Origin of the sequence: Paenibacillus sp. F411 (assembly GCF_017582705.1) — a bacterium.
In the GTDB taxonomy this organism is placed as follows: domain Bacteria; phylum Bacillota; class Bacilli; order Paenibacillales; family Paenibacillaceae; genus Paenibacillus_AQ; species Paenibacillus_AQ algicola.
On the sequence record NZ_JAGFIP010000008.1, the window covers coordinates 156,862 to 171,419 of the forward strand.

The 14,558-nt window shown below is 51.1% G+C and carries 9 protein-coding genes; 1 reads left to right on the forward strand and 8 read right to left on the reverse strand.

The features are described 5' to 3' along the window. Nucleotides 1–7: 7 nt before the first annotated feature. The 8 genes from JJQ72_RS10660 to JJQ72_RS10695 all read right to left on the reverse strand — a co-directional run bounded on the left by JJQ72_RS10660 (nucleotide 8) and on the right by JJQ72_RS10695 (nucleotide 12,649). Entirely contained in the window at nucleotides 8–1,627 is a 1,620-nt protein-coding gene (locus tag JJQ72_RS10660; protein WP_175415139.1) for a response regulator, read from the reverse strand. After that, complete coding sequence (locus JJQ72_RS20750; protein ID WP_208203655.1) at nucleotides 1,605–3,314, reverse strand: sensor histidine kinase; 1,710 nt, start codon at nucleotides 3,312–3,314, stop codon at nucleotides 1,605–1,607. Before JJQ72_RS20750 ends, JJQ72_RS10660 begins: the two co-directional genes overlap by 23 nt. Nucleotides 3,315–3,397: 83 nt before the next feature. Beyond that, entirely contained in the window at nucleotides 3,398–5,098 is a 1,701-nt protein-coding gene (locus tag JJQ72_RS10670; RefSeq protein WP_208203656.1) for an extracellular solute-binding protein, read from the reverse strand. Between the two features lie 121 nt (nucleotides 5,099–5,219). Further along, nucleotides 5,220–6,098, reverse strand: coding sequence for a carbohydrate ABC transporter permease (locus JJQ72_RS10675; protein ID WP_138224161.1), 879 nt, complete (start codon nucleotides 6,096–6,098; stop codon nucleotides 5,220–5,222). An 18-nt stretch (nucleotides 6,099–6,116) separates the two neighbouring features. After that, the gene (locus tag JJQ72_RS10680) at nucleotides 6,117–7,088 is read right to left on the reverse strand and encodes an ABC transporter permease (protein ID WP_208203657.1); all 972 of its coding nucleotides are present in this window, start codon (nucleotides 7,086–7,088) and stop codon (nucleotides 6,117–6,119) included. A gap of 224 nt (nucleotides 7,089–7,312) precedes the next feature. Beyond that, nucleotides 7,313–10,738 carry an endo-1,4-beta-xylanase gene (locus JJQ72_RS10685; RefSeq protein ID WP_208203658.1) on the reverse strand — a complete coding sequence of 1,142 codons (3,426 nt, stop codon included), beginning with the start codon at nucleotides 10,736–10,738 and terminating at the stop codon, nucleotides 7,313–7,315. 211 nt (nucleotides 10,739–10,949) lie between these two features. Beyond that, on the reverse strand, nucleotides 10,950–11,441 hold the full coding sequence (locus tag JJQ72_RS10690) for a helix-turn-helix domain-containing protein (RefSeq protein ID WP_208203659.1): 492 nt from the start codon (nucleotides 11,439–11,441) through the stop codon (nucleotides 10,950–10,952). Between the two features lie 92 nt (nucleotides 11,442–11,533). Then, nucleotides 11,534–12,649 carry a response regulator gene (locus tag JJQ72_RS10695; protein ID WP_208203660.1) on the reverse strand — a complete coding sequence of 372 codons (1,116 nt, stop codon included), beginning with the start codon at nucleotides 12,647–12,649 and terminating at the stop codon, nucleotides 11,534–11,536. A 206-nt stretch (nucleotides 12,650–12,855) separates the two neighbouring features. Here JJQ72_RS10695 and JJQ72_RS10700 point away from each other — a divergent pair, with 206 nt between their 5' ends. Next, nucleotides 12,856–14,526, forward strand: coding sequence for a DUF11 domain-containing protein (locus tag JJQ72_RS10700; protein ID WP_208203661.1), 1,671 nt, complete (start codon nucleotides 12,856–12,858; stop codon nucleotides 14,524–14,526). The last annotated feature ends 32 nt before the right edge of the window (nucleotides 14,527–14,558 follow it).

The window sequence follows — 14,558 nt, forward strand, 5'->3', positions numbered from 1 at the left end:
AAGCTTTTTATTTCACGCCCGTTTTTTCACGATAATCCTGAGGTGTCATCCCGAATTCGTCCTTGAACACCTTGATAAAATATTGGGAGTTGGAATAGCCGAGCTGCTCGGAGATTTCATACACCTTGGCGTCCGAGTCTCTGAGCTGTGCCAAAGCCCGCTCCATCTTCAGTTTATGAATATAATCACTGATGCTGCTCCCCGTAACCTGCTTGAACAGCCTGGATACGTAAGAGGGATGCAGAGACACATGATCCGCGACAGTCTGAAGACTGGCATTTGCATAGCTCACATCTAAAAAGCTGGAAATTTCCTGAATGATCTTCTGCTGATTCGTTTGCGTATCCGTCTCCAGCTGGTCCTTTAACAGCTCGGCAAGCTCTTCTCCCCACCGCATAAGCTGCTCCATTGAGCGAAACGAGGATTTATGCATTCGTTCATATCCCACCAGATCGGATAGAAGCTTCTGATTCTTGTGGGCAATATAATGAAAGGAAGATAACAGCAAGCTCCGAATTTCTTCAAAATATTCTTCACTGCACCCCTCCCAGCTGTCATATTCCTGCTGAATACGCGCAAGCCGTTCCTTATAGCCTTCCCACTGCCCGGTCTCCAGCAGATGAATAAGGGTCGGAGGCTCATACAGTATTCTTAACGGCTGTACCTGCGCCTGCTGGGGACGTCCACCCACGGAGAGCAGATAGCCCTGACGGCTTCCCACCTGCTGCTTCAGGGCATACACAGCATCCTCGTACATCTTGCGCACATCCTGAGTGAATAATCCGGGGTTGGATACAACGACCGAAATGCCGCCCTTTAAATACTCATTCACGTTATAGTGCAATTGATCTGCCTTGTTGTTCAGCTGCTTCAGTACCTGTTCCGGGCTCAGGCCCTTGCCTTCCTCCTTATATTTCAGAAGAAACACCAGATATTCGTATGGGTCCCGGCACTGCCAGACTACAAAGCTATCACCAAAAATCTCTTCCGCAATGTTAATGACAGCGTATTCAAATAACAGCTGACTGTCTGAACCGTAGTTGGTAAAGCGCTCCTCCAAACGAACCAGGACCAAGTGAACAACCTCCTGCTCATGAATGGAGATCTGATAATGATTCATTTTGTCCGCCAGCTCATCCGGCCTGAATTTCTTGCCCTGTACCAGCTCACTCAGCAGCTTATCCTTCAGCAAGGGCAGGTGTTCTCGGAAAGCCAGCTTTGCAAGATCTAACGAGGCGGCCATGCTCAGCTCCTCATGAATTTTGGTCACGGTTGCATGCAGTGTCGCTCGCAGCTGACTTTGATCCAGAGGCTTGACCAGATATTCCAGCACCCCATGCTTCAGAGCCTCGACAGCATATTCAAAATCAGAGAAGCCTGTCAGCAGAATACACTTGGTATGAGGATGATGCTCTTTAACCAAGCCCACCAATTCCAGTCCATTCATCCCCGGCATCGCGATGTCGGTAATGAGAATATCTACAGGATGCTCCTGCAGGATCTGTGCAGCCTGGACGCCGGAGTACGCTTGATGGACCTTGCCAATGCCGAACTCCTCCCAGGGAAAGGCGATGGTTAAATCGTCTACGACATAATGCTCATCATCAACCAGTAAAATCTGCAGCATGCTCATCATCTCCTTTCTGTATCTGGATCCGGTAGCAGGTTCCCTGAAGGGGAGTAGATTCAATAATTAGCCCGGAATTTTTTCCATAATATAGACGCAGTCGCTGGTGTACATTGCGGATGCCCGCACCCAGAGCGCCGTCCTGGGGGATTACGTCATCCATATGCCGCTGTATAGCCAGTGTTCTCTCCTCCGTCATCCCTACTCCATTGTCCTCTATGACAATCTCAAAGCCGTGCTTCATCGGTTCTGTCCGGATTGACACAATACCGGGCTGCATCCCCGGCTCAATGCCATGCCGCACACAGTTCTCAACGAGCGGCTGCAGAATCATTCTTGGCACTCTTTTGTCATGTACATGCTCTGGAATGTGTACGTGAAAGGTAATTTCAGGCTTCCGCAGATGAACAATCGATAGAAAATGCTTCACAAACGTGACCTCTTCCAGCAGGGTTGCATCCACCAGCTCGATTTTGTGGATGTACCGGCAGTAAGACCCCAGATGCAGGGTCATGGCGGTCACCGACTCGTGATCCTTCACGCTCGCCTTGCTTTGTATATAATTCAGGCAATTGAACAAAAAATGCGGATTGATCTGAGCCTGATACTGGCGCAGCTTCGCTTCTTTCACTTCAATCTCGATGAGGAGCACCTGTTCAATCAGCCTTTGCGTATTCTCAGCCATTCGATTAAACGAATTGCCGAGCACTGAGAACTCGTTGGCATCGAGGCTGGCCACGCGGCTGGACAGATCTCCACGATCAAAACGGTTGATGGCCGTCCGAAGCGCCCGTACCGGCTGCTGAACCTGCTTTTGCAGCAGCAAAGTGTAGCAAATGACTCCCCCCAGCACCATCAGCACTGCGTAAAGAAAATACTGGTTATTGCGGGAAATTTGCTGGGTATATTGGCTCTTGGGATGGTAGTCTATAAAATAAAGATCGAGCTCATCGGATTTCATGTAATTCACCACATACGCGGTGCCCTGATCCTGGAGGGTAAAGGAGCCGCTCAGACCCTCAATCTGCTGGGCCATCGCCGGATATGCATCCTGAAGAAGCCCTGAATCCTTGGTGATAAATGTATTTTGGGCGGAATCGTACAGCAAGGGAGTTCCCGAATTATACTGCTCCACCATTTTCGTGATGTTCTCCAGCGATATTCTGACCTCGATCAGAAGTACACTGAAAGGGCTGCGCATAATATAGGAATAATAGCCGGCTTCCGGATCCTCCATATGGATTGTCCATTCATGATATTGGTCATCCGGCAGCTTAAAGCTGCTAAAGGAAAAGGAATTCACCGAGGAGATCATCTCTTTTTCATTGGGATAGTAGAGAATCACCGTGTTGTTCCAGGTTGTGGCGGCCGAATTCAGTGCGAGCTTATCCATAATGGCAATCTTGTTTTCGAACCGCGCAAATCTGTCGCCGGATTTGATCGCTTCAGGGAAGCTTCTCACCGTTGAGTCCTGGGATAGTGTCATGGTGTTCATCAGCACCTGTTCGAATTGCGTCGTAAGCTGAGAGGTAATAAACCGCATATCATTCATTTTGTTTTTGTTCACTTCGGTCTGAATGACCTTGAGATTTAAGCTGTTAATATACCAGAAAGCGATCACAAAAATCGCCACCATAAACAGAAGAAAGTAAAACAGTTTCTGAAAGATGGACAATTTCGTAATCACGGATGACGCCCCCTAAGGTTTGAGGATGAACATAGAGCATGAAGGGCAGCCTGGATGGCTGCCCTCTCTGGCCTGCACCTCTATTATTGTTGAACTTGGACCGACTGGTACCAAGCGTTTACTTCTTCGGTAATTTTATCACCACCGCTAGATTTCCATTTTTCCACAAAGGTATCAAATTCGTCAACCGAGGACTTGCCATAAATAATTTTGTTCAAAATTTCCTTCTCCAGCTTGCCCAGTATGTCTCCACGAGACAGCTGAGTCGCGGTTGGGGCACCCGTGAACATTTCCGGCATCACAGCATCCTGCTGCTCCACAACGATCTTGGCAGCTTGAATCTGCTCCGGAAGACGTTCGGACAGAACCTTCTCATACTGGTTGGTTGGCTCGGCACCATCTGCAAGCTTCGCCAGCGTATTCATCATGAGATCTGGTACAATCGCACCATCAAAGGTCAGTGTATAACGGATGGCATCCACCCAGCCGCCAGGAATCTGGTCGCTCTGCTGTTCCCGGTATACTTCGCCGTTTGGACCCAAATCATAGTCATACCCTTTTGCAAAACCGTTCGCGAAGGTCTCGCTTTCCGGATTTGCCCAGTGATCGAACAGATAGTTCTGGTAAACGAAGAACGCGTCTTTATGCTTCATGTCCTTGTTAATCAGTACCGCGCCGCTGCTGATGGCCGTGCCATGACGTCCAATTTTGCCATCCGGTCCTGCCGGTAGAGGGTAGGCTTTAAACTCTGCATCCGGAACGTTAGCTTTCAAATCCGGAAGCGGCCAGCCTGTCATCCAGTAAGGACCGACAATAATTCCTGACTTTCCTGCCGTAAAGGCTTCTGTTGCTTTCACTTCATCGTACAGACCGGATTCGGCAGAAATATAGCCTTTATCCATCCATTCCTGCATCTTCTGCAGGGCTGGCTTCATTTCCGGCTGAACAGATCCGTAAGCAAGCTGGTTATCTGCCGTCTTGTTCCATTGGTTAGGCATGGCGCCGAACATCCCGAAGATCCAGCCGGAGTCAGACATCCATGTATTCAGGTTGCCCTTGAAGCCCACCGAAAGCGCCGTGGTATCCTTCTTCCCGTTTCCATCCGGATCCTGATTCGTGAACGCATCCATGACGGTTTCGAGCTCGGCGAGATTGGTTGGCGCCTGTAAATTCAGCTTCTTCAGCCAATCCTCCCGGATGTACATGACAGGATCATTATTGTAGGCATTTTCCAGAATCGGAACACCCATTCTTTTGCCATCGCGCATTAACGGATTCCATACCTCAGGATGCTGTGCCATAGCATTCTTATAAGATTCAGAAGCGTATTTATCGAATAATTCCCCTGCGTCGGTAAACTGCTCGCTATCAATTAAATCTGCAATCAGAGCAGGATTGCCACGGTAGACAACAATGTCAGGCATCTCTTCGCCGGCGGTCAGCATGAGCCGCAGCTTGGTTTCATAAGCATTGTTCTGCTCGGTGACCGTCCACAGGTATTTAATATCAATGCCAAGCGTTTCCTTCGCCCACTTTGTGTGGACGTTGTTCTCGATGTTCTCCCCGTTCTTGAATTTCACGTTGCTTTGAATCGGGAATACGGTTGAGATGGTTACCGGCTCTGTGTATTTGCCATTCTCGAACGGAGCGGAGTAGAAGCTCTCTTCACCCGTGCTTGCCTCTTCCGGCTGTTCTTCTTTCGTACCGGTGCAGCCGGCCAGCGTACTGGATAACATTACCGTGCTAAGTAAAGCCATGATCGTGGTTTTCATTTTCTTTGCCATGGTAGGAACCCCCTTATTCATCTTGAGCATTTCATATGTGTACACACGTACAGGATGTTGTGCAAATGAGACTCTGTAATCCGGTCCCTCACCTCCAATCCGGCGATTGTTATAAGCATGACTATTCTTTGACCGCCCCGAGCACGATCCCTTTTACGAAAAATCGCTGCAGAAACGGATACACCAGCAGGATCGGTGCCATGCCGATAAAGATCTGGGCCGCCTTCACCGTTCTCTGCGAAATGTTCTCCAGATCCTCCGGACGGACAGACACTTTACTGAAATCCTGTTGTACAATGACGGTCTGCAAATAAGAGGCTAGTGGATATTTCTCGTAATCCGTCATAAACAACAGGCCGTCAAACCATGAATTCCAGTGCCCGACCAGGGTAAACAGAGAAAGCGTGGCCAGGGCAGGCGTTGAAATGGGCAGGTACACACTGATCAGTGTCCGGAGGTGCCCTGCGCCGTCAATTAACGAGGCCTCTTCCATCTCTTTAGGGATTCCCCGAAAGAAATTCAGCAGCAGGATCATGTTCCAGACCGAGACCGCACCCGGCAGGATCAGCACCCACATCGTGTTGAGGAGCTCCAGATTTCGGATCAGGATGTAAAAAGGCACTAAGCCTCCGCTGAACAGCATGGTGAATACAAAATACCAGATGTAGATGTTTCTTCGTTTAAAGCTGCTGTTCTCCTTGGATAAAGGGTACGCTGCAAAAATGACGATGAGCATCCCTATCACAGTACCGAGAACGGTACGCTGAACCGTGACCCAGATCGATCTTAGAAAGTTTTCATTCGCCATGGTCTTTACATAGGCATCCCAGGTGAAGTCTACCGGCCACAGCTTGACCAGGTTCGCACTCGCTGCCGCCTTGCCGCTGAAGGAAACCGCCAGAATATGAACCAAGGGAATGATACATATAAGTGAAATGACAATCATGAAGACGATGTTGAACACATTGAACGTTTGATAAGCCTTGGATTTATGATACACGTCTTGATGGCCCCCTCTCTAAAAAATGCGGTAATTCGCTAGTTTATAGGCCATACGGTAAGCGGCTACAATCAGAACAAAGCTGACAATGGATTTGAACAGACCGACCGCCGTGGAGAAGCTGAATTTCCCTCCGATAATGCCGTAGCGATAAACAAAGGTGTCGATAATATCTCCTTTGTCGAAGACGAGGGCATTGTACAGATTGAAAATCTGATCAAAGCCTCCATTCAGAATGTTACCTAGAGCCAGAGTTCCTACCACGATAGTAATCGGCAGCATGGAAGGAATCGTGATCGACCAGGTCTGCTGCCATCTTCCCGCTCCGTCCACCTCTGCCGCCTCATACAGTGCAGGGTTGACGCCAGCCAATGCTGCGAGGAACACGATGGTGTTGAAGCCGAATTCCTTCCAGACATCACTGACTACGACGACAAAGCGGAACCAGTCTCCGTCTCCCAGGAAGAAGATTGGCTTTATGCCGAACACAGCTGTCAGTGTCTGGTTGACAAGGCCGCCATTCTGCGCGAGCAAATCAATCAGGATTCCGCCGACCAGCACCCAGGACAGGAAGTGCGGCATGTACACGATCGTCTGCACTACTTTCTTGAACATCGCTCTGCGAATTTCATTCAAGAGGAGCGCAAAGATGAAGGGAACGACCAGGTTGGCTACCATCTTCAGTCCGGCGATAATGACCGTATTCCAAATGACCTGAACGTTCTCCGGGATACTGAACAGAAATTCAAAGTGCTCCAGTCCGACCCACTCTGATCCTGTCATGCCCAGTGCAGGCTTGAAATTTTGAAATGCCATCACTAAACCGGCCATCGGAATATATGAGAAGATAAACGTCAGAATGAGTGCGGGCAAAAGCATCATATCGAGCACAATGTTCTTTCTCCATTTCGAGCCTTTCCGGGTTGAAGCAGCCACTGCCGTGCTCTTCCCGGTTGCGTCTTGCTCCTGTACTACCTCCGTTTGTTTCATAAGCATGCTTCCCTTCTGGACCCACCGTAGTGAACCGTTCTTCTACATTTATCTTATCGTCCATGGAGTTTCAGATACACGATAAATTGACAGCATTCATAACAAATTGTTGATATCCTCGCGGTCGGTAACAACACGGCAGCGACAAAAGAACGCCCCCGCGCGGCTGAACCTGTCACAATCCCAGGTCCATTCACACAGGGGCGCTGTACTTGTCACCAATGCTAGTCTAGCTGCTCCAGCAGCGCTTTAATCTCCGGATCCAGAGAAAGCATACGGTAGACCACGGTCATGGCTTCGGCGCGTGAAGTCTCCGCCTTGGGTGCAAATCTGTCATTTCCCTTTCCTGTTATGATGCCGGCTTTTGCCGCTTGAGTGATGGCCTCGGAGGCATAGGTGTTCTGCAGGTCTTGAAAGACACCATGCTCTGAGACGCTCGGTAGGCTCGGCAGATCAATCATTCGGGATAAAATAACAACCATTTCCTCCCGGGTGATGGATTGATTCGGTCTGAAGCTGCCGTCCTTATAGCCCTGAATAATTCCGGCTGCCGCGAAATCGGCAATGGAAGCCTGGGCCCAATGCTTGCTCGTATCCTTGAACGACACCTGCTGCGTCCCCGTGACGTCCAGAAGCTTGGACAATACCGCCACGAACTCCGCACGGGTTACCGCTTTGTCCGGCTTGACGGTACCGTCAGGATAGCCCTGAATAACGTCTAGCTGGACCCATTTCTTGATCGTCTTGGAAGCCCAGTGATTCGTGATGTCATGGAACGTTACCCGCGTTGGCGAGCCTGTAACACGTGTAACAAGAGCCTCAATCTTGGCAGCCGCATTCTTCACCACACCGCTCTTGAAGACAGACGGCACGGACGGTGCCGGCGTTGGCGCCGGTGTTGGTGCTGGCGCTGGTGCCGGTGCTGGTGCCGGTGCCGGTGCCGGTGTTGGCGCTGGTGCTGGCGTTGGTGCCGGCGTTGGTGCTGGTGCTGGCGCTGGCGTTGGCGCTGGTGCTGGCGCTGGCGCCGCAAACGTCAGAATGCCAAATTGCGACGTATTTTGCCACGAGTCATTTGTTGGATCATACCATTTGCTTGAAGCCCGCACTCCCTCGCCCTGATCATCATTGATCTGAAGATCAAATCCGATCGACTGCCCTGCTTGTGGAGATACGGCACCCAGCTTGATTTTCACTTCCATATCATAGCCGTCGTCTGTTGTAACCACCGCACTTTCCAATCGGTCTGCAGAAGCACCGCCAGTAAAGGAAAGCTCATTCCGAATATTGATGCGGTATTGACTGTCATCGCCTTGATAGTACGACGTTCTCTGATGGTTCTCATCCAGAAAAATCTCTACAGAATCCTGGAACCACGGCTCCGGCGCATCTGCACGCAGCAGCGGGTCTTTGACCTTCAAGAAGATCAGCAGGCTGTCCTCTTTCCACATCGTCCAAGCCTCTGCGGTTGCACTCTTTGGCGCGGTCGTCTTTTGAACGAGCATAGGCTCTGCCTGATCCCAGGCACCTTCTTTTACGCCATCAATGACAGCCGATCCATGAACAGCTTCTACAGATTTGGGCATGGCGGCCAATCGAATCAGGCCATAGTTCCGGGTGTCATCATCCTGCTGCAGCGTTCGATCATTCCAGTAAATCGGAACAGCTGTAGAGCCGCTTCCGTCTGTAACGACAACGTCAAAGCCCATCAGACTGCCGGCCTGAGGCTCTACTATCGTGGACCACGGAATGGCTGCTTCTACGCTATAGCCCGCAGCACCTGGTCTAACCAATGTGGTGATTCCTTGTGGTCCCGGGTTAGAACGGGGGATCACTACCTTCCGGACACCCGGCCCCAATGATCCGGACTCGTCGTTCGCCTCATTGAAATACAGCTCCACCTTATCCCCGGAATTCACAGTGCTGTCCTGGACATCCACCTTAATATGAAGGTGATCTTCATCCCACAGGATCTGATGCGAAGCACGCAACGCATCCTGTTCAGACAGCTGCGACCTCACAGCCTTTTTCCATAGTGGATCTTCTTGAGCTGTCTGCTCTGGCGATCCGAAAAGTCCAGCAGACACCTGCCGAATGACCGGCAAACGGGAAGGATCGGCAAGACCCCAATAGGCATCCTTGGCTTTTAGATTTTTGTCGAACAGCAAGGCATGACGGTTATAGCTTTTCTCATCCTGAAGTCCCCAGATGGTGACAGAGGAAATATGTTCACTGTATTTCTTGTAAACCTCCATCAGCTCCAAATACCGATACCCCTGCCGGGCTTCCACATCTGCCGGCAACGGCGTATCGACACTCACTCCGGAATCGACATCCAGCTCGGTAATTTGAATATCCAGGCCCAGCTCGGAATATTGCTTGATCGTTTTCTCAACCTCTTCAATAGAAGGAGAATACAGCAAATGGTGAGATTGCAGACCGACCCCGTCAATCAGATCCTTTTCCTTTAGTGTTTTTAACAGCTCATAGATGTGCGCTCTCTTGGACGGAACCTCTGTGTAATAGTCGTTATAGTACAGCTTGGCATCCGGATCCGCTTTGCGCGCGAACTCAAACGCTTTTTCAATATAATCAGGTCCGATTTGTGTATACCAAGGTGTTATCCGCAGACCATTCTCATCCCCGCCGTTGTCGGCTATCACTTCATTCGCGACGTCCCACGCATCAATCTTGCCCTTATAGCGCTGCATGACGGTCGTAATATACTCCTCGAGCCGCTGCAGCAGCAGCTCCCGGCTTGCCGGCTCGCCATCCGGACCTGTAAACATCCACTCCGCTGCATCAATATGCCACAGCAATGCATGTCCCCGAATGTCCATGTTATTATCTTCTGCAAATTGTACATAGCGATCCGCTACTTCAAAGTTATATTTCCCCTCTCCCAAAGAGATAAATTTAGGCTTCATCTCATAGGTAGCCGTGATGCTGTTAAAATGCTTTTTCAACAGCTCTGCATAGGAGCCCTCCAGCTGCCAGGTGTACACAGCCGCTCCCATCTTGAAATCATCAGCATACACCTCATAAAGAGACGGAAGATCCTGAATCTCTAAAGGGGCAGCAGGCTCGATGACAGCTTCGTCTACATAAAAAGCCAATGTATCCACGGGCTCCGGCGTGCGGTATGGCGTTTCGACATAAAGAGACAGCTCCGAAGGAGCATTGCTGTATCGGTAGCTTCCCTCCAGCAGGTGCCACTTCTCCCAATCCTCCTGAGTGATGGTTACCTGATCCGGCACCACATAGTTATCACTTTCCGCCTTGTTAAATACCGTTAGCTGCAGGGTCTGGTTTGCCTGCGGCTCCTCCTTCAGGCGGACATATACCGAAATCTGATAATCCTGATGGGGAAGCAGGCGATCCTTCAGATCCAGCATAGGACCATGATAGGTTCTTTGCCGGCCCTCTACGAGCATACTGTGCTGACCGCTGTAGTACACGTCATTCGTGACGCTTAAGCTCTCATTCTCACCTCTTTTCACCCATCCCTGAAGCGTGCCATCCTCAAAATCCGTACTGATCCTTTCTACAGCGCTGTCCGCATCCGCCTGACTCATCAAGCCCCGGGGTGACAGCATCGTCATGATCATCAAGATGGTAAGCATCATCGCAATGCTTGCTTTGCCTTTGTTCATCGGAATCCTCCTTATGAATGTATATCGTTAGCTTAATCTTGATTATATCCAGCGCTGCTTCGGCTCTATATAACAAATACGTGATTCATATAACAAATCAGTGCTGCAAAAAACAGATCGAGCGGGCATCAGAAAAAGCCGTCATCTGTGAACGATGACGACTCTCTGAGCTTGCTTTTGTGTATAGACCTTTAGCACTTACTCGCCAAGCTTATGACTCAACGCCTTCCGTCTTCTTGGCAGCTGCTTCATCCAGGACCTGGTCCAGGAGGAGGGCCAGGCGGCCATCATGGTCTCTTTGCAGCGCCTCAGCCACTCGCCCCAGCCGAATTTCGTGCTCTCGCTCCCGCTCCAGCTGAAGCTTCTTGTCACGGTAGGCTGCGATATCTTCTTCTTCTGCTCCTTCACCTTCAAGCTGGGCAATCTTCTGATCCAGCAGCAGCATGTGCAGCTGAACTTTCGCCAGCGGCGTCAACGGGCTGGCAAAATAGCCGGTGTCCACCAGCACTTCTTCCCCGACGCCAAAATAAGCGGCGAGCGCCTGCAGCCGTTCCTGGGGAATGGGCCTGCGCTTTTTGATCCAATCTGAGAATTGCTGAGGGGTAATGTTCAGCTGACGGCCAATACCGGAATACGACTGCTCATTAAGCATGACCATATATTCCAGCACCGTCTTGACCGTGGTGGATTGAGATCTTTTCATTACGATAGCACCTCCGACATAATTTATGTCATTATCATAACAACAGACATAATTTATGTCAAGGAGGACGAAAACAACCTTTCCAATTTATGTTACCGCAAGCCGCTGTACAGCCTCCGCAAACCTTGGGGCGGCTCCTCCCCCAGCTCCTCTCGGAAGCTGCGTTTTATTTTTTCATAATGGGCTATAAATGAAGTCCGTTGCTGTAATCCGTCATAGGCTCTGAGCAGCAGCTCATGCCCTTCTTCATCCAGAGGGGCCTCCTCCAGCAAAGGCAGAAGAAGCTCTACCGCCTCATGATACCGGTGCTGCCCGGTCTGCCAGGCTGCCAGCTTCCTGGACAAGGCTCTGTAGCAGCGGGACATGCGCTCCCGCTCACCTTCGCACCAGGGATAATCCCTGCCTGCAAAAAGCGGCCCTTTATACAGCTTCACCGCCTCTGTTAAACCCTTGACGTTCTCCCTGTTTACTTGGGGTGCTTGTCCTGCCTCCTCCAGTGCAATGTAATCGCAAGGGTCGTCACACTCCAGCCGGTAAAATCCGCGCTGTGAGGAAATACGGACAGCCAGCCCGTGGTCCTTGAGGCTCTTCTTCATCCGGTAGACGGCCATATGCAGATTATGATTGACCTTCTCTGTCGACATGATGTCCGGCCATAGCAAATCGCCCAGCGTCCACTTGGACACGTCCGTGTTCCGGTGTACAAGCAAGTAGGCGAACAGCTCTTCCGCCTTCGCTGTCGGAAACCGGACCGGCTCGGGCTGTCCCGCCTTGTGCAGCTCCAGGCCGCCAAGACATGCAATTGAGGCCCCTTCCTGATCTTCCACCACCGCCGGTCTTGATCCAAGCTTCCGCCTGATTACCCGGTCCACACTGCCCTGCAGCAGCACAGGATCGACCGGCTTCAGCAGGTAATCCACCGCCTGTACGCGAAACGCCTCCAGCGCATACTGGTGGTAAGCGCTCACGAAGATGACCTCTATCTCCTCCTGCATATCCAATAGCGCAGCTGCCAGCTCCAGACCGTTCATCCCTGGCATTTCGATATCCAGAAGCACCAGATGAGGCCGGCATTCCTGCAGCTGCTGCATCAGCTCTGCGGGATTGGTGAACGCACCGGTAAGCTCTACCCCCTTCATAGACCGGATGAGTCCGCTCAGTACGTTCAGAGCCGGCCTTTCATCATCCAGCAGGGCAACTCTCAGCATAAGGCATCTCCTCCTTCATCGATCCGTATCTCTGCCAGCACCTGGCCACATATTCGTTTCTTATTATTATAGCATCTGGATGGAGAGCGGGATGCCTATCGCTGCCAGCATCCGCAGCATTTCCACGCCTGTATGCTGGCAAACATCCACTCCTCCATGAGATAAGCATCATAAGCTGGAGTATACAAGAAGGGGTGTGGTAAACATTGGCCGTCATTAATCGTTTTGACACGACCATCAATGGTGCTATTACCTTTACGGGGAATACGATCGGGCTCAGTAAGCAGCTAAATACGAACAATCAAGGAGATCAGGATGCAATCGGGGCTATGGCCACGCCGAATCCACTGAGCCAGGTCAATGATTTCCCTCCAGGTACAACGCTTAACTTTCAAGAAAATGCAGCAAGCGCCGTGCTGCAGCTGCCCGCACAGAGTACCGTGCTGTATGCGGAATTAATCTGGTCCGGCAGCTATAATGTTGCAGGACAAGATCTTTCCGCTTTTATTAACGATAATGTCTCGTTCACAACACCGGCCGGCAGCTTTTCGATTCCTTTCGATCCTGCTACAGCCGCTACTATATTTAACGTATTGTATGTGCGCTCGGCGGACGTCACCGCCCTTGTCCAAGCAGCAGGCGCGGGGACTTATACGGTAGGGGACATTGTGGCTACGACCTCTGCCATCAACAATACGACCAACTCCGGCGGCTGGACCCTGATGGTTGCCTATCAGAATCCGACGCTGCCGATTCGTAACATGTCTATTTTTGTAGCCAGTGAGTTTGTCAGTACCGGCTCCGGAAGTACACCCTTTAATATTTCGGGCTTCTTTACACCGACTACCGGTCCCGTTAATGGCAGGCTGCAGGTCAGCTCCCTGGAGGGAGATTCCAACCGGATTGGGGATCAGCTCTTGTTCGGGCCTACGGTAGGAACGCTGACACCTGTATCGGGTCCCAATAACCCGATTGATAATTTTTTTGCTTCCCAAATTAACGGCGATGATGGAACCCTCGACACCTCCGGCACCTTCGGCAATCTCAATCAGCCGCTGGGGATCAATGCCGATGGCCGCAGACAAGGCTATGACATTACGAACATTGACGTCTCCCCCCAGCTGGTTAACGCGCAGACGGATGCCGTCATTCAGGGCACGACCTCCGGGGATGCCTATGTCATTAACGGGGTCGGGCTGCAAATCGACGTCAACGCCCCCCGGTTTGAAGCACTTAAAAGCGCAGACGTCTCTGTAGTCAGTCCAGGCGATGTCATTACGTACACGGTGGAGATTACTAACACAGGCACCGCCGATGCCACCGTCGTGGTCATGTTCGACGCTTCACCAGAGTGTACCACACTCGTTCCGAACAGTGTCACGGTTGACGGAGTGCCGCAGCCCGGCGCAACCCCGGCCAACTTGCCGCTGGGGAACATCATTCCGGGCCAGACCGTGATCGTGCAGTACCAGCTGGTGGTTTCTTGTGTCCCTCCATCCGGGCAGTATGTCAATGAGGCGCTGTTCGAGTTCCAGTTTCAAAGTGAGCCGGGCGGTCCCATCCTCACCGGGTTTGGTGCCTCCAATATACTCGTCATTCAGTCTCTGCAGCAATATTATGCCATTAACCTGGCTGCCATTGCCCTGGCTGAGCTCAGTCAGGCCCATATTATGAACTCCGAGGCCGAGAAGCTGCAGACCGTGCTCGGAACCGCCAGCCTTCCTGTGATCACGCCCTCCCTCGTTAATTTTAATCAGCTGATCCAGGTGAACTCTTCGGTTGAAGCCACTCTTGAAACCCTGAGTGCCCAGGAAATCGTTCTGCTGCAGCGATTTGAGCATATCTTAAGAGGCCTTTCGGTCACACCGGGCACTTAATCGCAAAAAAAACCATCCCGCAGGATGGTTTC

What these genes read in the sequence shown, in the direction of transcription:
- JJQ72_RS10660 (WP_175415139.1), bottom strand. Translation starts at nt 1,627, where the DNA reads ATGCTGCAGATTTTACTGGTTGATGATGAGCATTATGTCGTAGACGAT.
- JJQ72_RS10670 (WP_208203656.1), bottom strand. Translation starts at nt 5,098, where the DNA reads ATGGCAAAGAAAATGAAAACCACGATCATGGCTTTACTTAGCACGGTA.
- JJQ72_RS10680 (WP_208203657.1), bottom strand. Translation starts at nt 7,088, where the DNA reads ATGAAACAAACGGAGGTAGTACAGGAGCAAGACGCAACCGGGAAGAGC.
- JJQ72_RS10685 (WP_208203658.1), bottom strand. Translation starts at nt 10,738, where the DNA reads ATGAACAAAGGCAAAGCAAGCATTGCGATGATGCTTACCATCTTGATG.
- JJQ72_RS10690 (WP_208203659.1), bottom strand. Translation starts at nt 11,441, where the DNA reads ATGAAAAGATCTCAATCCACCACGGTCAAGACGGTGCTGGAATATATG.
- JJQ72_RS10695 (WP_208203660.1), bottom strand. Translation starts at nt 12,649, where the DNA reads ATGCTGAGAGTTGCCCTGCTGGATGATGAAAGGCCGGCTCTGAACGTA.